20 protein-coding genes and 1 pseudogene are annotated in these 18,431 nt (G+C 73.2%); 6 read left to right on the plus strand and 15 right to left on the minus strand.

Going from position 1 to position 18,431, the window contains the following annotated elements; all coding sequences use genetic code 11:
* The 5 genes and pseudogenes from ACFPM7_RS18875 to ACFPM7_RS18895 form a co-directional block, all read right to left on the minus strand.
* Positions 1-601, minus strand: a pseudogene (locus ACFPM7_RS18875) (hypothetical protein); the annotation flags it as partial.
* Positions 602-614: 13 nt separating this feature from the next.
* Positions 615-764, minus strand: a complete 150-nt coding sequence (locus tag ACFPM7_RS18880) for a DUF6760 family protein (RefSeq protein ID WP_378248968.1) — start codon at positions 762-764, stop codon at positions 615-617.
* On the minus strand, positions 761-1,156 hold the full coding sequence (locus ACFPM7_RS18885; RefSeq protein WP_378248969.1) for a phage tail assembly protein: 396 nt from the start codon (positions 1,154-1,156) through the stop codon (positions 761-763). The genes ACFPM7_RS18880 and ACFPM7_RS18885 overlap by 4 nt, the downstream gene beginning before the upstream one ends.
* Positions 1,153-1,614, minus strand: coding sequence for a phage tail protein (locus ACFPM7_RS18890; RefSeq protein WP_378248970.1), 462 nt, complete (start codon positions 1,612-1,614; stop codon positions 1,153-1,155). Before ACFPM7_RS18890 ends, ACFPM7_RS18885 begins: the two co-directional genes overlap by 4 nt.
* A 32-nt stretch (positions 1,615-1,646) precedes the next feature.
* Complete coding sequence (locus ACFPM7_RS18895; protein ID WP_378248971.1) at positions 1,647-3,173, minus strand: phage tail sheath family protein; 1,527 nt, start codon at positions 3,171-3,173, stop codon at positions 1,647-1,649.
* 172 nt (positions 3,174-3,345) lie between these two features.
* On the opposite strand from ACFPM7_RS18895, the gene ACFPM7_RS18900 reads away from it, so the two are divergent.
* Together ACFPM7_RS18900 and ACFPM7_RS18905 are read left to right on the plus strand one after the other, a co-directional pair.
* Positions 3,346-3,957 (plus strand): Pvc16 family protein, encoded by a 612-nt coding sequence (locus tag ACFPM7_RS18900; protein ID WP_378248972.1) that lies wholly within the window; start codon positions 3,346-3,348, stop codon positions 3,955-3,957.
* Positions 3,954-4,349: a PAAR domain-containing protein gene (locus ACFPM7_RS18905; RefSeq protein ID WP_378248973.1), complete on the plus strand. Its 396-nt coding sequence runs from the start codon at positions 3,954-3,956 to the stop codon at positions 4,347-4,349. Before ACFPM7_RS18900 ends, ACFPM7_RS18905 begins: the two co-directional genes overlap by 4 nt.
* 4 nt (positions 4,350-4,353) lie before the next feature.
* Here ACFPM7_RS18905 and ACFPM7_RS18910 read toward each other — a convergent pair whose 3' ends face one another.
* Positions 4,354-4,860, minus strand: coding sequence for a hypothetical protein (locus ACFPM7_RS18910; protein WP_378248974.1), 507 nt, complete (start codon positions 4,858-4,860; stop codon positions 4,354-4,356).
* A 124-nt stretch (positions 4,861-4,984) separates the two neighbouring features.
* Between ACFPM7_RS18910 and ACFPM7_RS18915 the strand changes: the two genes are divergently transcribed.
* Genes ACFPM7_RS18915 through ACFPM7_RS18925 form a run of 3 tightly spaced genes read left to right on the plus strand, consistent with a single transcriptional unit; the run spans position 4,985 to position 8,555 of the window.
* A complete protein-coding gene (locus tag ACFPM7_RS18915) occupies positions 4,985-6,028 on the plus strand; it encodes a GNAT family N-acetyltransferase (protein ID WP_378248975.1) in 1,044 nt (347 codons plus the stop codon).
* Between the two features lie 43 nt (positions 6,029-6,071).
* The gene (locus tag ACFPM7_RS18920) at positions 6,072-7,637 is read left to right on the plus strand and encodes a succinic semialdehyde dehydrogenase (RefSeq protein ID WP_378248976.1); all 1,566 of its coding nucleotides are present in this window, start codon (positions 6,072-6,074) and stop codon (positions 7,635-7,637) included.
* A gap of 51 nt (positions 7,638-7,688) precedes the next feature.
* Entirely contained in the window at positions 7,689-8,555 is an 867-nt protein-coding gene (locus ACFPM7_RS18925) for a GNAT family N-acetyltransferase (RefSeq protein WP_378248977.1), read from the plus strand.
* Between the two features lie 6 nt (positions 8,556-8,561).
* Here ACFPM7_RS18925 and ACFPM7_RS18930 read toward each other — a convergent pair whose 3' ends face one another.
* The 4 genes from ACFPM7_RS18930 to ACFPM7_RS18945 form a co-directional block, all read right to left on the minus strand.
* Positions 8,562-11,495 carry a helix-turn-helix transcriptional regulator gene (locus tag ACFPM7_RS18930; RefSeq protein ID WP_378248978.1) on the minus strand — a complete coding sequence of 978 codons (2,934 nt, stop codon included), beginning with the start codon at positions 11,493-11,495 and terminating at the stop codon, positions 8,562-8,564.
* Between the two features lie 69 nt (positions 11,496-11,564).
* Positions 11,565-11,717: a hypothetical protein gene (locus ACFPM7_RS18935; protein ID WP_378248979.1), complete on the minus strand. Its 153-nt coding sequence runs from the start codon at positions 11,715-11,717 to the stop codon at positions 11,565-11,567.
* A gap of 150 nt (positions 11,718-11,867) precedes the next feature.
* Positions 11,868-12,068 carry a DUF397 domain-containing protein gene (locus tag ACFPM7_RS18940; protein WP_378248980.1) on the minus strand — a complete coding sequence of 67 codons (201 nt, stop codon included), beginning with the start codon at positions 12,066-12,068 and terminating at the stop codon, positions 11,868-11,870.
* The gene (locus ACFPM7_RS18945) at positions 12,065-12,943 is read right to left on the minus strand and encodes a helix-turn-helix domain-containing protein (protein WP_378248981.1); all 879 of its coding nucleotides are present in this window, start codon (positions 12,941-12,943) and stop codon (positions 12,065-12,067) included. Before ACFPM7_RS18945 ends, ACFPM7_RS18940 begins: the two co-directional genes overlap by 4 nt.
* Before the next feature lie 341 nt (positions 12,944-13,284).
* Between ACFPM7_RS18945 and ACFPM7_RS18950 the strand changes: the two genes are divergently transcribed.
* Positions 13,285-13,572 carry a hypothetical protein gene (locus ACFPM7_RS18950; protein WP_378248982.1) on the plus strand — a complete coding sequence of 96 codons (288 nt, stop codon included), beginning with the start codon at positions 13,285-13,287 and terminating at the stop codon, positions 13,570-13,572.
* A gap of 157 nt (positions 13,573-13,729) precedes the next feature.
* On the opposite strand, the gene tesB is transcribed toward ACFPM7_RS18950, so the two are convergent.
* The 5 genes from tesB to ACFPM7_RS18975 form a co-directional block, all read right to left on the minus strand.
* The gene (gene tesB, locus ACFPM7_RS18955) at positions 13,730-14,605 is read right to left on the minus strand and encodes an acyl-CoA thioesterase II (RefSeq protein WP_378249218.1); all 876 of its coding nucleotides are present in this window, start codon (positions 14,603-14,605) and stop codon (positions 13,730-13,732) included.
* Positions 14,606-14,702: 97 nt separating this feature from the next.
* Positions 14,703-16,127, minus strand: coding sequence for a pyruvate kinase (gene pyk / locus ACFPM7_RS18960; RefSeq protein ID WP_378248983.1), 1,425 nt, complete (start codon positions 16,125-16,127; stop codon positions 14,703-14,705).
* Positions 16,128-16,214: 87 nt separating this feature from the next.
* Positions 16,215-16,871 (minus strand): DUF2461 domain-containing protein, encoded by a 657-nt coding sequence (locus ACFPM7_RS18965; protein ID WP_378248984.1) that lies wholly within the window; start codon positions 16,869-16,871, stop codon positions 16,215-16,217.
* Entirely contained in the window at positions 16,868-17,611 is a 744-nt protein-coding gene (locus ACFPM7_RS18970) for an aminotransferase class IV (RefSeq protein WP_378248985.1), read from the minus strand. The genes ACFPM7_RS18965 and ACFPM7_RS18970 overlap by 4 nt, the downstream gene beginning before the upstream one ends.
* A 79-nt stretch (positions 17,612-17,690) precedes the next feature.
* Positions 17,691-18,431, minus strand: coding sequence for an ESX secretion-associated protein EspG (locus ACFPM7_RS18975; RefSeq protein WP_378248986.1), 741 nt, complete (start codon positions 18,429-18,431; stop codon positions 17,691-17,693).

The raw sequence follows: 18,431 nt of genomic DNA on the forward strand, positions 1-18,431 counted from the left end.
CGATCGCGTGGGTGGGGCTGCGCGGGGCGGGGACGGCGCGGCGGTTCGCGGTGCTGATGGACGAGCAGGGGGTGCCCGACTCCGGCTTCAGCCAGTCGGGGATGTGGCGGAGCCAGCCGGGGGCTCGGTGGGGCTGGGCGGGTTCGCGGGCTTCGCCGACGTACTCGTCGGTGGCGCGGGTGAGTTGCGGGGGGTCGGTCGGCGCGGTTGTCGGGAGCTTGCGCGCGGTGGGGGGCGGTGGGAGCGAGGCAGGAAGCGGCGATGTGGGGGGCTGTGAAGTGGGCGGTGTGCTGGAAAGCGGTGGGGGGTCGGGGAGAGGGAGGACTGAGGCCAGGCCCTCGACCTTGCCTGCGCAGTCGGGCCTGGAGGTGCTCTCCAGGCGCGTCGATGTCAGCGGGGGGCGGATCGGGGCGGCGCCGGTGATGAGGGGGGCGGGAGCGGTCAGGGTGGGGTTCAGGGCGGGCAGGTGGGTCCAGCTCCTCGGGGAGGCCGCACGGCCGTCAGGGCTGGGGGTGGCGGCGTCCCCGGGGGTGGCAGCGCCGGGGGCCGCCGGGCCACCGGAGTGGGCGGGGGCGGGCGGGGCCCAGAACTTCCAGCGCATGAGCCCTCCCCGGTCACTCGACGCGGCTGTGGATGCGGCCGATCTCCTCGATCAGCCGGGTGCGCACCGGGTGTTCGAGGTCGAGGATCGAGTCGAACGGCCAGTGCAGGTAGTAGGCGACGTACGCGACCTCCTCCCAGAGTCGGTCGGTCGCGTACGTCACGATCCCCCCGGGGCATCACCGGCGAGGTCCACCGCGAAGCCCTTGCCGCAGTGCGGGCAGTCCACCGCCACCTCGGTGTGCCCGTCGGCGTTCACGCGGCGGTACAGGTCCTGCAGGAAGGCCATGTCCGAGGCGAACAGGTTCTCCACGACGAAGGTGTCCACGGCGGGCAGCTCGCCCAGCGATGTGACGGTCCGCTCCAGCAGCAGGACGGTCAGGTACGCGGGGTTCGCCCGCGCGCGCTGGTCGGACTGGGTGGTGATCTCGTCCCGCGCGGTCGCCAGGCGCATGACGCCCGTGCGGTGGACGGTGCCGTGTTCGTCGACGTAGCCGCGCGGCAGGGTGAACGGGTATTCCGTGCGCAGGCCCGCCGAGGTGACCGCCGCCGTCACACCGACACGCGCTGGATGCGCTCGGACACGATGGTGACCGTCTCCATCAGCACTTCGCTTGACCCCGCCTTCAGCGAGCCGATCTCCAGTTTGGACGGCCACGCGTGCTCAAGGTGGTACCGCGCGACCGGTTTGCCGTCCGTCCCGTACATCACCAGCGAGCACGACTTGCGCGCCGCGACGATGTCACCGGCCAGCACGGCCTCGTGCCAGGCCCACAGCTCCATGCTGGAGTTCTTGCCGCGCTTGAGGACCAGCGTCGCGGGCTTGGTCTTGCCGGGCAGCTTCTTGAGCACGACCTCCTTGTCCGTCGACTCCATCAGCTCGACCGGCTCCACCTCGGTGGTGATGCCCTGCAGCTCGGAGAACGACGCGATCTCGTAACCGTCGATGGTGATCGAGAACCGGGCCGCGGTGAGCGCGTCGTTCGGTTGGCTGCTGCCGAGTCCACCCGCCATGACCTAACTCCTTCCAACGCTGAACAGGACCGCTACTCTTCGAGGCCCGCGCCCTCGGCGAACTGGGAGATGCGGAACACCACGAACTCCGCGGGCTTGACCGGCGCGATGCCGATCTCGACCGTGAGGATTCCCGCGTCGCGGTTCTCCGGCGGGTTGTTCTCCTCGTCGCACTTGACGAAGAACGCCTCGCCCGGCGACTTGCCGAACAGCGCTCCGTCACGCCAGACCCGGCGCAGGAACATCGTCACCGTGCGGCGGACCGAGTCCCACAGCTTGGGGTCGTTGGGCTCGAACACGACCCAGTTGGTCCCCTGCAGGATGGACTTCTCGACGTAGTTGAACAGCCTGCGCACGTTCAGGTAGCGCCACTCCGGGTCGCTGGAGAGGGTGCGCGCGCCCCAGACGCGGATGCCCTGGCCGCGGAAGGAGCGGATGCAGTTCACCGCGACCGGGTTGAGCTGGTCGTGCTCACCCTTGGTGATGTTGAGTTCCAGCGACACCGCGCCGCGGATGACCTCGTTCGCCGGTGCTTTGTGGACACCGCGGGTGGAGTCGTTGCGGGCCCAGATGCCCGCCATGTGCCCTGAGGGCGGCACGAACACCTGCTTGCCCGCGACCGGATCGGCGACCTTGATCCACGGCCAGTAGAGGGCAGCGTACTTGGAGTCGTAGCCCGCGAAGTCCTGGCGCCACTCCTTGACCTGCTGGGCCTTGAGGCCGGGCGGGGCGTCGAGGATGGCGACGCGGTCGGCCATCAGCTCGCAGTGGGCGATCATCGCCAGCTGCACGGCCTTGACGTCCTCGGCCGAGAGCACGCCCGCCTGGTGGGCGGCCATCAGGTCGGGAACGCTGAGCATGGTGATCTCGTCGATCGCCTCCAGGCCGGCGAAGCCGGTGCGGTCGGCGGAGTTGCCGACGTACTCGTTGGAGTCGATGGTGGCGGGCAGGTTGGCGTCCTCGGGCGGGGCCAGCGCGGTCTCGCCCGGAGTCGGGACGGCCAGCGCCTTGCCCTTGGTCTCCTCGACGGTGATGAGCTTGGACTTCTGCTGCACCACGGAGGCCACGTAGTTGGGGCCGCGCTTGGCGGTGACGCCCTCGAACGTCTCGACCGGCTGCCCGCCCTTCTTCACCACGAGCTTGAACGTGTCATCGCCCTCCTGGGCGACCTCGACGGCGAGGTCGGCGTCCTCGGGCGAGCGGGCGGCGATGGTCAGGCCCGGCTTGCCCTCGGTGCCGGGCAGCTCGGCCCGCGCGGACGGGTGGTGGCCGTTGCTCTGCGCGCCGCCGGCGGAAGCGCCGACGCGCACGACGTAGGCGACGCCGCCGCCGTTCTGGAAGTACCCGTAGACCGCGTGGGCCAGGTAGCAGCCCGGCACGAAGTCGCCGAAGGCGCCCTTGAACTGCGTCCAGTTGGTCACGAGCACCGGTTCGTGCAGCGGGCCGCGCTCGGCGAACCCGACGAACGCGGCCACGGCGGTGCCCACGGCCTCGATCGGCCGCGAGCCGGAGGACACCTCCTCCATGTAGACGCCGGGCGCGAGGTAGCTGCTGGCCATGTCGACTGTTCTCCCTCACTGGCGGTGCTGTTCCCGGCTTCCGAGCTTGCGGGGACCGGCCGGTCACGCGCAGTCGCCGACGGGCGCGTGCCGGGGCGGCCGGGTCCGCCCTTTCGGGCACCCCCGCCGCGCCGATAGGACGGGCGGCGGACCGTTACCCGCGGACGGGCGGGTGCCGAAGACTTTCCGCGTGATCACCGAGGTGGACGACGCCCTGTGCGTGCTCATCGGCCGGGCGCTGCCCGAGGGGGCCGCGGTGCGCCTGGACCCGCCGAAGCCGACCTGGCAGACCGAGCGCCCGTCGGCGGCCATCGACCTGTTCCTCTTCGGCCTGCGCGACGACCCGAGCGGGCGCGAGTCCGGCTGGGACGACATCCGCGACGAGCGCGGCGCCGTCCGCTCCCGGCGCGCCCCCAGCCGCCGGTGCCTGCTGTCCTACCTGGTGACCGCGCGCGCCCCAAAGGTGGGCGAGGAGCATGCACTGCTCGGCCTCGCCCTGCGCGCGCTGCTGTTCGCCGACGCCATCCCCCGCGACTGCCTGCACGGCGAGCTGGCCGACGGCGAGCCCGTCGCCCTGTCGGTGTCGACCGAGGGGCCCGGCGACCTGTGGAGCAGCCTGGGCATGCCCGCCCGCGCCGCCTTCGTCCTCACCGCGTCGGCCGCCTTCACCGCCGAGCCGGACACCGAGGTCGCCCCGCCCGCGGAGAAGCTGTCGCTGGCCTCCGGCCAGGGCGTCCCCGGCCCGCTGGCGCCCTCGGCGCCGAGGAAGTGGGTGCGCACGTGAGCTTCGCGGCGAAGATGGGCGACAAGGTCGTCGGCACCGACACCCACGTCGTCCTGGTCCCATCCCCCGGCGGCCCGGTCCCCACCCCGACGCCGCTGCCGTTCGCGGGCACCATCACCGGCGGGTGCAGCACCGACGTGCTGATCGGCGGCCGGCCCGCCGCCGTCGTCGGCAGCACGGCCACCAACGCCCCGCCGCACATCGTGCCGCCGCCGTCGACCTTCCAGACCCCGCCGACGAACCAGGGCACGGTGGTCAAGGGCAGCGCCACCGTCCTGATCAACAGCAGGCCCGCCGCCCGCAACGGCGACAAGGTCACCACCTGCAACGACCCCGCGCCCGCGCCGGTGGGCACCATCATCGCCGCGGGGACGGTGCTGATCGGCGGGTGACGGGTCAGCAGGCGACCAGGCGGTCCGGGACTACCGGGACGGCGGCCAGGACGATCATGCCGATGGCCGAGAGTTCGTGGTCGTGGCGCAGCAGCCAGGCCCGCGCGCCGTCCCAGGCCGGGATGCCCGCGTCCATCCTGGGCCGAGCCGAGACCGCCAGGCGGTAGTGGGGCTCACCCGACACCGAGACCGACGCGGGGGCGAGCCCGACCGCGAAGTCGACCGCGCACTCCCCCGCGCACACGGCGGTGTCCGGCACCCGGAAGGACCGGGTTCGCTGCGTGAAGCGGTGCCCGGCGCCCGCGGTGATCCGCGGCCGGGGGCCGCCCACCCCGCCGACCATCACCCCGGCGCCCAGCTCGCGCACCGCGGCCAGGCACTGGTCCCGGGTCGCGCCGCGGACGTCGACCTCGCCGTCGAGGGACAGCACCACCCGCACCTCGATCTGTCCGATGTCGACAGACGAGCGCGCCACCGGAACCCGCGGCAGCCGATACCGGAACCCGACCATCCCCCGACGGTAGGAAGCGGGCGCGGCGGCGCGGGAGGTCCCAACGGGCAGCACTAGGTGCACATCACGAACCGGAAACCTGGACGCCGCCGGTCGGCAACACCCGTGGGCGATCGTGGGCGGCATGCAGACTCCGACCACCTGGCGCATCCGGGTCCGGCTGGACGACCGGCCCGGCGCGCTCGCCCGCGTCACCACCCGCCTCGCCGCGCGCGACTGCAACGTGCTCGGCCTGTCCGTGCTGCCGGTGCCCGGCGGTGTCGTCGACGAGATCGTGGTGAGCACCCCGCCGGGTGTGCCGCCCGCCGCGCTGGTGGACGACCTGCGCGCCGAGGGCGGCAAGGGCGTCGGGATCACCCACGCCGACGTGCACGACCTGGTCGACGGGACCACGGCGGCGCTGCGGGCCGCCGCGGCCGCGCTGCGCGACCCGAGCACGACAGCCGAGGCGGTGCGCGCGGTGCTCGGGGCCGACTCGGTCGCAACCGGGGAGGACGGGGGCGCGGCCGGGGAGAGCGGGGTCGTGCTGCCCGGCGACGCCCGGCTCGTGCCGCGGCGCGGGTGGGCGCCGTTCACCGAGGTCGAGCTGGCCAGGGCGGCAGCGCTGGTGGACGTGCTGGCGGCGGCGGAGACGGCGGCGGCGGGTCCGTCGGCGCTGGTCACCGCGTCGGGGGCCGGGGTGGTGCTGCGCGAGGGCGCGCCCGCCGACGCCGACGCGGTGTCCGACCTGCACTCGCGGTGCTCGGCCCAGACCCTGTTCGCCCGCTACCACGCGGGCGTGCGGACACTGCCGAGGCGCTGGCTGCACCGGCTGCTCCAGCCGCCGCGCGGGCGGACGCTGCTGGCCGTCGCGGGGACGTCGGTGATCGGCATGGCGCAGGTCATCAGGACCGGCGATCCGGCGGAGGCGGAGATCTCGGTGCTGGTGGAGGACTCCTGGCAGCGCCAGGGGGTCGGGACGGCGCTGGTCGGCAGGCTCGGCGGGCTGGCGCGGGCGGCCGGGCACGCGCGGCTGGTGGCGTGGTGCCTGCCCGCGGAGACGGGCTTCGAGCGGGCCGCGGCGGCATCGGGGCTGCCGGTGGCGGTGCGGCGCGAGGACGGGATGACCCGGGTCGAGCTGTCCGTGCGTGACGCCCGCCACGGCGCATTGACTATTACTCGACGGTAACCCCCGACGTACGATGGTGGCTCCCTGAGCGAAGGAGTCGCCGATGACCACTACCGGTGCTGTCGCGGGTGCTCCCCCGGCGGAGCGGGCCGCCGAGCTGGTCGCCAGGGCGGTCGGCGGGACGGCTCCGGCGTCGGTGGCGATGACGGCCCCGTTCACCGGTCAGCCGATCGCCACGCTGCCGCAGATCGACGACAAGGACGTGCGGGCGGCGTTCGCCAGGGCTCGGGAGGCCCAGCGGGGGTGGGCGGCCCGACCGGTCGCCGAACGGGCGAAGGTGCTGTCGCGGCTGCACGACCTCGTGCTGGAGCGCCAGGACGAGGTCCTGGACCTGATGCAGGTGGAGACGGGCAAGTCGCGGCTGGACGCCTACGACGAGGTCGCCGTCACGGCGATGACGGCCGCCTACTACGCGCGCAAGGCCGCCAAGGTGCTCGCGCCTCGGCGCAAGGCCGGGGCGCTGCCGGTGTTCACCAGGACCACCGAGGTGCGCCACCCCAAGGGTGTGGTCGCGATGATCTCGCCGTGGAACTACCCGCTGGCGCTGACCGGGATGGACGCCATCCCGGCGCTGGTGGCGGGCAACGCGCTGGTGCAGAAGCCGGACAACCAGACCGCGCTGTCGGCGCTGTGGCTGCACGAACTGGCGTCCGCGGCCGGGTTGCCCGACGACGTGTGGCAGATCGTGCTGGGTCGGGGCTCCACGATCGGGACGGCGCTGATCGAGGAGGCGGACTACCTGGGGTTCACCGGGTCGACCGAGACCGGGAAGGGGCTGGCCGCCCAGGCCGCCGCCCTGCTGACCAGCTACTCGATGGAGCTGGGCGGCAAGAACCCGATGATCGTGCTGCCGGACGCCGACGTCGACCGGACCGCGGCCGGGGCGGTCACGGCGTGTTTCTCCTCGGCGGGGCAGTTGTGCGTGTCCGTGGAGCGGATCTACGTGCACGAGAGCGTGCTGGCGTCGTTCGTGCAGGCGTTCGCGGAGCGGACCTCGGCGATGAAGCTGGGGTCCTCGCTCGACTACGGCTCGGACATGGGGTCGCTGACGTCCGCGGACCAGCTGGCGACGATCACGGCGCACGTGGAGGACGCCCGGGCCAAGGGCGCGTCCGTGGTGGTGGGCGGCAAGGCCCGGCCGGACCTGGGGCCGCTGTTCTACGAGCCGACGATCCTCACCGGGGTGCGGGAGGGGATGACGCTGTTCAAGGAGGAGACGTTCGGGCCGGTCGTGTCCGTCTACGGGTACCAGGACCTCGATGACGCCGTGGCGCGGGCCAACGACACCCGCTATGGGCTGAACGCGAGCGTGTGGACCCGGGACCGTCGGGCGGGTGAGCGGGTGGCGGCGCGCATCCATGCCGGGACGGTGAACGTCAACGACGGGTACGGGGCCGCGTTCGGGAGCCTGGACGCGCCGATGGGCGGGATGGGCGAGTCGGGGGTGGGGCGGCGCAACGGGATCGAGGGGTTGCTGAAGTACACAGAGGTGCAGACGATCGCCGCCCAGCGGGTGGTTCCGCTGCGGCCCGGGCGGATGGTGCCGTCCCGGCTGTGGACGAAAGCTCTGACAGCGGGGCTGAAGGTGCTGAAGCGGCTCCCCCGGTAGCCGCCGGAAACCCAGGTGCGCGCGGCGGCCCGGTGGGGTGTGATCGGGGCCATGCCGATCACACTGAGCACACCGGACACCGCCGGGCTGGCCGAGGCGGTGGCTGTCCTGCGGGAGTGGCAGCGCGACGGAGCGCCGTTCCAGCTGCACCCGGGCGACATCGGCTGGTTCTGGCGCTTCGGCGCCGCCGCCACGGCGGCGGCGGTTCGGATCTGGCGGCGGGACCGGCGCATCCTCGCCGTCGGCCTCCTGGACGGCGCCGACCTGCTGCGCGTGACCATCGCCATGCACGCGCACCAGGACGAGGAGCTTGCGCGCAAGCTGGCCACCGACGCGACCACGCCCGGCAACGGCGTGCTGCCGCCGGGCCGGGTCGCGGTGGAAGCGCCCAAGGGCGCGCTGGTCCAGGGACTTCTCGCCGAGGCCGGGTGGCGGACCGACGCACCCTGGTCGCCGCTGCGCCGCGATCTCACCGAGCCGGTGGAGGACCCCGGCCTGAGGATCGAGGTCGTCGGGCCGGAGCTGGTGTCCGCGCGGACCTCCGTGCACCGATCGGCGTTCGGCCTGCCGGGCTTCACCGACGAGCGCTGGGGCGCGATGGCGGCCGGGGTGCCGTACTCCGCGGCCCGGTGCCTGCTCGCCTACGACGGCGACGGCAGCGCCGTGGCGGCGGTGACGGTGTGGTCGGCCGGTCCGGGCAGGCCCGGTGTGATCGAGCCGATGGGTGTGCACCACGACCACCGCGGGCGCGGCCACGGCAGGGCGATCACCGTCGCCGCGGCGGCGGCCCTGCGGGAGCTGGGCGCGTCCAGCGCGCTGGTCTACACGCCGAGTTCCAACACCGGGGCGGTGGCCACCTACCAGTCCGGCGGGTTCGAGCGGCTTCCCGAGGTCTGGGACTACTACCGACCGTCCTGACCCGGGTCAGCCCTCGATCGGCTTCTCCAGCAGGCCCCGGTCGTAGGCCATGGCCACGGCTTCGGCTCTGCGGGTGGCGCCCAGCTTGGCCATGATCCGGCTCAAGTGGACGCTCACCGTCTTCTCCGAGATGAAGAGGTCCTCGCCCACCTGGCGGTTCGTGCGGCCCTTGGCCACCAGGGCCAGGACCGCCCGTTCGCGCGGGGTGAAGAGGTCGACGCGCTCGCGCGGGGTGGCGTCGGAGTCCAGGGAGATGCGGGCCCGGCGGGCCGTTCGGGTCGCGGCGTCATGCAGGGGCTTGGCGCCCAGGGCGGTGGCGGTGGTGGCCGCCTGCCGCAGGTGGTCGGCGGCGGCGGGGCGGTCGTCGGCGTGCAGGAGGGCTTCGGCCAAGCGCCAGCGGCAGACCGCTTGCTCGTAGACCGCGCCGTAGGCGAAGGCCTCGACCGCCCGGTGCCACAGGGCGGGGTCCGGGGCGCCGTGGACGCGGGCGTGTTCGGCTTCGGCTCGGGCCAGCCAGGCCCGGCCCTCCGGGCCGAGGTCGCCGGTGCGGGGAGCGCCCTTGGTGGCGGTGTCGCGGGCCAGGGCGATGAGGGTGTCGGCTTCGGCCGCCACCGACGTGACGGCGTCCTCGTCGCGGCGGGAGGTGGCGGTGTGGGCCACCTCGGCGGCGGCGGCCAGGGCCAGGGCGGCCAGGCGGATGGCCATCATCTCCCAGCCGGAACCGGTGTCGGCCAGGCAGGAGCGCAGCTGGTCCAGGGCGCGGTCGGGTCTGCCGCGCCACAGCGCCAGTTCGGCGGCGACGACGGCGGCGACCAGCGGGGTCGGGGTGGTGCGGTGGTCCTCGGTGCGGAACTCGGCCAGCACCCGGTCGGCTTCGGGGAAGCGGCCCCGGCCGACGCTGATGAGGGCGCCGAGCATCGTCAGCCTGCCCCAGACGACGTGGGAGACGCGGTGGCCGGGCTCGGCGGCCGCGTCGGCGGCGTCCCAGTCGCCGCTGGCGTACTGGCACACCAGCGACAGCGCGCGCAGCTCCAGGCCGTAGGTGCTCCAGGTCAGGCCGTGCTCGGCCGCCCTGGCCACGCCGTCGGCGAGGGTGTGCACCGCCTCGGCGAGGTCGCCGTGCTCGTACTGGTTGAGCGCCAGCGTGAAGCGGGCCCGGATCTCCACCGTGGGCGCGCCGACGCGGGTGGCCAGGTCCATGGCGGCGCGCAGGCCCTCGCGCGCGGCGGCGACCTGGCCCGCCGTCTCGTCGAGCATGGCGAGAGTGATCAGCGCGTCGGCCTCGGCGCCGCCCGCGTCGGCGGCCTTCGCCTGGGCGAGGGCGGCGCGGGCGTGGCGGGCCGATTCGACCGGTCGGCCGAGGCCGCGCAGGATCGTCGCGTTGGCGGCGTGCACCCAGGCCGCGATGGCGCCGGGGCGGTCGGCGACCAGCTCCAGAGCCGCCTCGATCACCTGGCCGGCCTCCTCCTCGCGGCCGTCGGTGGCGTAGAGCGCCTGGGCGAGCCTGCGCCGCACGTGCGCGGCCTGCTCGGGCTGGGCGGCGGCGTCCACACAGGCCACGGCCGCCTTGGCGTAGGCGATGGCCCGCTCCGGTTCCCCCGAGGTCCCCGCCACGAACGACGCCCGCTCCAGCAGCCGGGCGTTGGAGCGGTCCGGGCGCTGCTCGACCGGCACCGCGTCCCAGATCTTCAGCGCCCGCTCCAGGTGCTCCAGCGACTCCGCGGGCGCGCCCAGCCGCTCGGCCTCCGAGGCCGCCTCCAGCGACGCGCGCAGTGCGACCGGAAGGGCGTGGCTCTCCATGCTGTGGTGGGCCAGAGCCGCCGCCACACCCGGCTCGCCGATGCGCGCGCCCAGCTCCTCGGCGTACGCGGCGTGCAGGCGGACGCGTTCGCCGGGCAGCAGATCGTGGTAGACCGCCTCGCGCAGCAGGGCGTGGCGGAAGGTGTAGACGTCGGTGTGCTCGGTGACGAGCACGTTGTGCTGCACGGCTTCTCGCAGCGCGGTGTCCAGGTCGGCCCCATCGATCCCGGCGACGGCGCGCAACCGCGCGTCCGGCACCCGCCGTCCGCCGACCGAGGCCAGCCGCACCGCGTTCTGCGCGGCGGGCCCCAGCCGCTCGATGCGCGCGAGCAGGACGTCGACCAGGGTCGCGGGCAGCGCGTCGCCCCGGTCGCCGCAGTCGGAGTAGGCGGCGAAGAGCTCCTCGGCGAAGAAGGCGTTGCCGTCGGAGCGCTCGGCCAGGTCGCGCACGGCCGCGTCGCCGAGGCCGCCCTCCGACAGCGCGCTGACGAACGAGCGGGCGTCGGCGCGGTTGAACGGCGTCAGGTCGAGCCGCTCGACAGCGGGCAGGCGCAGCAGCTCGGCCAGCAGCGGGCGCAGGGGATGGCGGCGGTGCAGGTCCTCGCCGCGGTAGGTGGCCAGGACCAGCAGCCGCTGCGCGCGCAGGCGGCTCAGTAGGAACGACACCAGCCTGCGCGTGGACGCGTCGGCCCAGTGCAGGTCCTCCAGCACCAGCAGGACGGGCCGCTCCGCGGTCAGCTCGGCCAGCAGCGCGTGCACGGCGTCGAAGAGCTGAAGCTGGTTGATGTCCTGCTCGACGCGCGGCGCGCCGGTCGCCGCCGCCGACAGACCGGCGTCGGGCAGGCCCAGCTCCACCCGGTCGCCGAACAGCCGGGCCAGCGCCGGGCGGCTCCCGGCCCGCTCCCGCACCGGGCCGAGCGCCTCCACGACCGGAAGGTAGGGCAGGCCGGTCTCCCCGGAGTCCAGGCAGCGCCCCGTCAGCACCAGCGCGCCGTCGGCGCGGGCGGCCTCGGCCAGTTCCTCGGCCATTCTGGTCTTGCCGACCCCGGCGTCGCCGGAGAGCAGGACCGCCGCCGCCGTCCCCCCGGCCGCCGAGGTGAGGGCGGCCCGCAGGGCGCGCAGTTCGCGTCCGCGGGCCACCAGCGGTACTCCTGATCCGAGGCGCGGCACGTGCGGAATCGTCGCACACCCGTCGGCGGGCACCCCGGATCAGTCCGCGTGCCTCCCGCCGCGCCTTCGCGCCCTGCGCCACCGCGCGGATGTGCCCCGCAGCTGCTCCAGGTGCTTGCGCGCGGCCTTGTCGACGGTGCCGTAGCGGCGGTAGTCGACCTCGGCCTTGATGTCTTCGGTCGCCCAGTTCATCTTCTGCTCCCTCATCGGCTTGCTTACGTCGATGAGAGTGCCGCTGAGGACGCGCCCCCGGCATCGGGCGATCACGTCGCGGACGCCGGACGACCCCTTACCCCCAGCCGGCTGAGGGCGGCAGGCACCCGGGTAAGGGGTCGTCCAGGACTAATGCGCGAGCCGGTCCGCCTTCACGGCGTCGAGGAAGCCGGTCCACGGGCCCGCGGCGAGCGCCAGGTGGCCGTGGTCGGCGTTCTTGGAGTCGCGGATCGCGGTGCCTGCGGTGTGGACCAGCAGCTCCACACAGTCGTTGCCCGCTCCGCTGCGGCTGCTCTTGCGCCATTGGGCACGTGCCAGGTGTGCGGTCACGCCCCACTCCTTTCGGTGTTGGACAGCTGGGCCAGCCGGTCGGCGGCCCGCCGGATGAGGTCGACGGTGTCCTCCGGCCGCAGCGCGGCGGCCCTCAGGTGGTCGAACATGAGGGTGTAGCGGCGCACGTCGTCGGACTGCTCCAGGTAGGTGCCGGAGCTGGTGCTCTCCACGTAGACCACATCCGGGTCGGCGGGCTCGGGAAAGCCCAGGATCAGGAACGGGGCCTCCATGCCCGCGTGCGCCCCGGTGCTGAACGGCACCACCTGGAGCGTCACGTGCGGCAGGGCGGCGGCCTGCGCCAGGTGCAGCAGCTGCTCGCGCATCACCTGGGGACCGCCGACCGTCCGGTGCAGGACGGCCTCGTCAACGACCGCCCAGTACTCGGGCGGGTGCGGGTCGGTCAGCAGGCGCTGGCGGACCAGCCGCCCGCGCACCCGCTTGTCGATCTCCGCGTCGCTCGCGTCGGGGCGGATGGCCCTGATCACGGCGCGGGTGTACTGCTCGGTCTGCAGGAGACCGGGGACCAGCAGGGCCTGGTGGGCGCGCAGGGACGCGGCCTCGGCCTCCAGCCCGACGAAGGAGCCGGTGAACACCTCGGTGTAGGTGTGCCACCAGCCCTTCTGCCTGGCCTCGCGGGCCAGCTGCACGAGGGCTTCGCGGCGGTCCTCATCGATGCCGTACAGCTCGGACATGTCGCGGACGTCGCGCGGGGTGACGCCGACATGTCCGGTCTCGATGCGACTGATCTTGGACGCCGAGCACTCCAGCTTCTCGCCGACCTCATCGATCGTCAGGTTCGCCGCCTCACGGAACCGGCGCAGTTCGCTGGCCAGCCTGCGCCTGCGCACCGTGGGGCTGTGACCACGTGCCACGTTCGTCACCTCGCTTCTCCCCGCCTAACGACCCTGCGCACCACTAGGGTGCGCGCCCTTCGCTGGCCGCAAGTCTGCGCACTCGTCCGGTGGCGCACAAGGGACAGCCGACCAGTGGTGCGCATATTCGGTGAGAAGTTCACCAACCCGCCCCCTGACGTCACCCGATCGAGTGGTGCAACTTGCATAGTGCGACCACCAAGGCGCAGGCTGCTCTTAGTTCCCCGGATCGAAACGCTCAACCCGGCGACGGACACCCGGATCTGCCAGTTGCATCGGCGATCGCGGGCGTCCACTTGAGCCCTTGCCGGTCCGGAGTCCACACGGGCACAGGAGGCGCGGTGCGTGAGTCGCTGTTCGGTCACCTGGAAGCGTCGCTGCACGGCTACCTGGGAGAACTGACCCGCCGGGCCCCCAGCGGCGCCCCCGACCTCGCCACCGTGGAACTGCCCCGCGTCGTCGCCGCCCTCCGGGCCCTGCTCGACGACCACCGCCCCGACCCCGACGGCCGCTGCCCCACCTGCCGCACCCGGCTGTTCACCCGGGCCCCGGCACCCTGCCGGGCCTACCTGACAGCGCATCTCTGCCTCCTGGTCACCGAGGACACCGAGGAGGCCGCCCTCCACTAGACCCGGGTAGCGCGGGCTTCTCCCACCCCTCCCGCCCGCGCCCCGCGTCGGACGAACGGGCCACACCCTGGTCCGCGCCCGACACCGGCGGCAGGGTCGGAACCACCCCGACGGTTCCGGCCCTGCCGTCCACACCGTCCGTCACATGAGGACATCGCTATGTGCGGATGCGGAGCATTCCCTCTTGGACGACCGTGGCGATCAGCTGCCCGTCCCTGGTGAAGAACCGCCCGGTCGCCAGTCCCCGCCCCCCGGAAGCGCTGGGCGACTCGCAGTCGTAGAGCACCCACTCGTCGGCCCGGAACGGCCGGTGGAACCACATCGCGTGGTCCAGGCTGGCGCCGATCACATCGTCAATCCCCCAGTAGACGCCGTGCTTGGCGAGGACGGCGTCGAGCAGGGTCATGTCGGAGGCGTAGGCGAGGACGCAGACGTGCGTCAGCGGATCGTCGGGCAGCACGCCATCCGCCCGCATCCAGACCTGGTTGCACGCGTCCCTCGGCCCTGACTCCCGGGACCGCCAGGCGGGCTCGGAGACATAGCGGACGTCGATGGGCCGGGGCCGCTGCGCCCACGGGCCGAACTTCTCGCGCAGCTCCGGGCTCATCAGCTCGCCGTAGGTGGGCAGCGACTCGGGGTCGGGCGCCTCGGGCATCGTGTCCGCGTGCTCGATCCCCGGCTCGACCTTCTGGAAGGACGCCGACAGCGCGAAGATCGGCTTCCCGTGCTGGATGGCCACCACCCGCCGGGTGGTGAACGAGCGCCCGTCCCTGATCCGGTCGACCTGGTAGACGATCGGCACGGCCGGGTCGCCACCGCGGATGAAGTAGGCGTGCAGCGAGTGCACGGGCCGATCAGCGGGAACCGTCCGCCCGGCGGCGACCAGCGCCTGCCCGGCCACCTGCCCGCCGAACACCCGCACCGGCGAGTGCTTCGGACTCACCCCCCGGAAGATGTCCTCTTCGACCTTCTCCAGATCCAGCAACCTGACGAGGCGGTCCAGCACGGTCTGCGTCTCGGCCACGTCGGTCATCGGCCCTCCAGCGGTCGCGGTCACTCGTGATGAGCGTAGTCACGACGAAGGCCGCCCCGGGGATCGCCCGGGGCGGCCTTCCGCAGCGGAGGGACTGCTACGCGTGGTCTTCCTCGCCCAGTCGGTGGACGCGGATCAGGTTGGTGGAGCCGACGGTTCCCGGCGGCGAGCCCGCGACGACGACAACGACGTCGCCCGCGCTGTACCGCCCGATGGACAGCATCGAGATGTCCACCTGGCGCACCATGGCGTCGGTGGAGTCCACCTCGGGCACCAGGAAGGTCTCCGTCCCCCAGGTCAGCGCCAGCTGGCTGCGCACCGACGGCTCCGGCGTGAACGCCAGCAGCGGCAGGTGCGTGTGCAGGCGGGCCAGCCGCCGCACGGTGTCGCCGGACTGGGTGAAGGCGACCAGCGCCTTGGCGTTGAGCCGCTCACCGATGTCGCGCGCCGCGTAGGAGATGACGCCGCGCTTGGTCCGCGGGACGTGGCTCAGCGGCGGGACCACCAGGGTCTCGGACTCGACCGCCTCGACGATGCGGCTCATCGTGCGCACGGTCTCGATCGGGTAGCGGCCGACGCTGGTCTCGCCGGAGAGCATCACCGCGTCGGCGCCGTCGAGGACGGCGTTGGCGACGTCGGAGGCCTCGGCCCGGGTCGGGCGCGAGTTGCTGATCATCGAGTCGAGCATCTGGGTGGCGACGATGACCGGCTTGGCGTTCTCGCGGGCGATCTGGATGGCCCGCTTCTGCACCAGCGGCACCTGCTCCAGCGGCAGTTCGACGCCCAGGTCGCCGCGGGCGACCATGACGCCGTCGAAGGCCAGGACGATGGCCTCCAGGTTGGCGACCGCCTCGGGCTTCTCCAGCTTGGCGATGACCGGCAGCCTGCCGCGGCCCGCGCGGTCCATCACCTGGTGGACGAGGTCGATGTCGGCGGGCGAGCGGACGAAGGACAGGGCGATGAAGTCGACGCCCAGGCTGAGGGCGAACTCCAGGTCCTCGATGTCCTTCTCCGACAGAGCGGGCACGGAGACGTCCATGCCCGGCAGCGAGAGGCCCTTGTTGTTGGAGACCGTCCCGCCCTCGGTGACCTCGCAGACGACGTCGGAGCCCTCGACGGCGCGGACGGTCAGGCCGACCTTGCCGTCGTCCACCAGCAGCCGGTCGCCCGCCTTGGCGTCGTTGGCCAGGCCCTTGTAGGTGGTCGAGACGCGGTCGTGCGTGCCCGCGACGTCCTCGACGGTGATGCGCACGACGTCGCCGGTGCGCCACTCGACGGGCCCGTTGGCGAACGTGCCGAGGCGGATTTTCGGTCCTTGCAGGTCGGCGAGCACGCCCACGGCGCGGCCCGCCGCGTCCGCGGCGTGGCGGACCATGTCGTAGATCTGCTTGTGGTCGCTGTGGCTGCCGTGGCTGAAGTTCATGCGTGCCACGTCCATGCCTGCGGCGACGAGCTCGGCCACCCTCTCGGGGGTTCCGGTGGCAGGACCCATCGTGCAAACGATCTTCGCGCGTCGGCTCACGTTCGGAGAGCCTAATACGTCATGCTTAAACGATCCCGATGTACCGGCCGGTAAGTTCGGTTTCGATTCAGAAAGTTCCCCTGGCCGTCACGCGCTGTCTGTATGGGCTCCCACACGGTGACGGGCCCAGTCGTTGAACGGGCGCAGCTGCTGCCAGGCCTTGCGCACCCTGGCGAACGTCTCACGGCCGTGCAGGGCGTCGTCGGGCTCCCAGACCTTGACCGCGTAGACCGAGCGGTGGCGCAGCAGGTCGATCTGCTCGTGGTCCTTGGCGAAGCCGCGCGGCGCGGTGCGCATCTGGTCGCCCTCGACGGCGAAGCCCTGCTTGCGCAGCGTGCCGAGGATCGCGCGCAGCTCGGCGCCGCCGGTGTCGACCGCCTGCCGGTACCGGGCGAGCTGGTCGGGAGCCAGGTGGAAGCAGCCGCCGCCGACCCGCAGCCCGTCCGGCCCGACCTCGACGTAGTACGCCCCGCCGCCCCGACCGGCCTCGATGACCCCGCCGCAGTGCGTCTTGTAGGGCGACTTGTCCTTGGCGAAGCGCACGTCGCGGAAGGGCCGGAAGACCTTGCCGGGCCCGAGGCCCTCGGCGAACTCCGGCTCCAGCTCGCTCAGCAGGGCCTTCATCGGCGCCTTGACGTCGGACTCGTAGGTGGCCTTGTTGGCGTCCCAGTACGACTTGGAGTTGTCGACCACCAGACCGTCGTAGAAGTCGATCGCGTACTCGCCGAACCCCTGGAAGCTCACACGCGCTCCTCGGGCACGAGGTCGTGGGCGCGGCGCAGCAGGGCGGCGGTCTCGGCGTCCTCGGCGTAGTCGTGCTCATCGATGCCGGAGATGGAGCGGACCGGGGCCAGGGCGTTGGAGGCGAAGGCGGCCTCGAACCCGGCGAGGTCGTCCAGGGTGATCTGGCGGATCTCGTGCTTGTGCCCGAGCCTGCTCAACCCGTTCTGGATCAGCGCGGTCGACACCCCCGGCAGCGCCGGCGCGCTCGGCCACACGATCGTCCCGGCGGCGTCGCGGAAGCAGATGTTCCAGGTCGACCCCTCGGCGACCTCGTCGTCCGGGGCGAAGAGCGCGTCGTCGAACCCGGCCATGCGGGCGAGACGGCGCTGGTAGAACAGCCCGAACGTGCCGACGTGCTTGACCTGCGGCAGATCCCGCCGGTACCCGCAGGTGCGCACCTTGAGCGGCCCGGCGTCGCCCCGCGGCGGGAACGCCTGCACGACGACTTCCAGGTCCTCGGCGACGACCTGGTCGCGCGGGTCGTACTCCGGCGCCACGACGGTCACCTTGACCGCCACCACCTCATCCCCGGCGACGGCCTCCCGGATCGCCGCCCGCACATCCCCCTCGGCGACCCCCCGCCCGAACACCACCCAGGCGTCGCGCTCCAGCCGCTCCAGGTGCCTGGCCAACCCCCGCACCCGCCCGCGCTCGACCAGCATGGAGGTGAAGTGGCCGTAGTTGATCGGTGCTCCGCTCACTCGCGGGAGTCTCGCACGCCGGGACGGAAGCGCTGTCACGGCGGGTGTCTGTCCGCGGCGGGCCCGTGGCGACCGTCGTTCACCGACCCGCGACGCGCCGTTGCTCCCCGTCCAGGAGCTCGACGATGGCCTGGTCGGTGCCAGAGCGGAGAGTGGTCCGACCGCCTGCCGCGGTCACGAGCACGCGGCCGACCCCGGTGACGTCGATGACCGAATGCGGCCCGCTGCGCACCAGCGGGCCGCGCCGCTCGCGGGCGGCGGTGTAGAGCTGGCAGACGCCGTCGCGGGGTGCGGAAGCCAGCTGCTGGAAGCGGTCCGGCGGCGGCGCGCTCACCCCGCCGAGCGGGTCGTCCTCGTCGTCGGGTTCGGGACGGGCGGTGGTCGGGGTGAGCACCGGGACGCGGGCGGGTGCGGCGCGCGGCAGCATCTCGACCAGCTGTGCGGCGAGTCCCCGGGTGCGGCCGGGGGCGAGCAGGACCTGCTGCTGGTCGACCAGCACGCGCACGGCGTCGCGGCCGAGCGCGGCGACCAGGATCGCGGCGTCCCCACCCGAGACGGTGCTCGTCCACGCGTAGCACTGGCGGTCGGCCCAGGTGAGGAGCGTGAGCAGGTCGAGGAACCGGGCGTCGGGCCGGTCGCCGCGCAGCCAGCCGAGGTCCCGCAGCAGGTCCCGGGTCTCGGCGAGCAGGTCGCGGCGCACGCCGTCGGCGAGGTAGTGCTGGTCCGCGCCGATCACGGGGTGCGGTTCGCCGCCGCCCGCGAGCGCCCACGCGGCGTGGAAAGCGACCTTGGGCAGCTGGACCGGGGTCGTGATGGGCAC

It is taken from the genome of Actinokineospora guangxiensis (assembly GCF_042657845.1).
Classification (GTDB): domain Bacteria; phylum Actinomycetota; class Actinomycetes; order Mycobacteriales; family Pseudonocardiaceae; genus Actinokineospora; species Actinokineospora guangxiensis.

Bases quoted from the DNA above. Each gene is read 5' to 3' on its own strand.
- ACFPM7_RS18920 (WP_378248976.1), top strand. From the start codon at position 6,072: ATGACCACTACCGGTGCTGTCGCGGGTGCTCCCCCGGCGGAGCGGGCC.
- ACFPM7_RS18915 (WP_378248975.1), top strand. From the start codon at position 4,985: ATGCAGACTCCGACCACCTGGCGCATCCGGGTCCGGCTGGACGACCGG.
- ACFPM7_RS18935 (WP_378248979.1), bottom strand. From the start codon at position 11,717: ATGAACTGGGCGACCGAAGACATCAAGGCCGAGGTCGACTACCGCCGC.
- tesB (WP_378249218.1), bottom strand. From the start codon at position 14,605: ATGACCGACGTGGCCGAGACGCAGACCGTGCTGGACCGCCTCGTCAGG.
- ACFPM7_RS18925 (WP_378248977.1), top strand. From the start codon at position 7,689: ATGCCGATCACACTGAGCACACCGGACACCGCCGGGCTGGCCGAGGCG.
- ACFPM7_RS18910 (WP_378248974.1), bottom strand. From the start codon at position 4,860: ATGGTCGGGTTCCGGTATCGGCTGCCGCGGGTTCCGGTGGCGCGCTCG.
- ACFPM7_RS18890 (WP_378248970.1), bottom strand. From the start codon at position 1,614: ATGGCGGGTGGACTCGGCAGCAGCCAACCGAACGACGCGCTCACCGCG.
- ACFPM7_RS18895 (WP_378248971.1), bottom strand. From the start codon at position 3,173: ATGGCCAGCAGCTACCTCGCGCCCGGCGTCTACATGGAGGAGGTGTCC.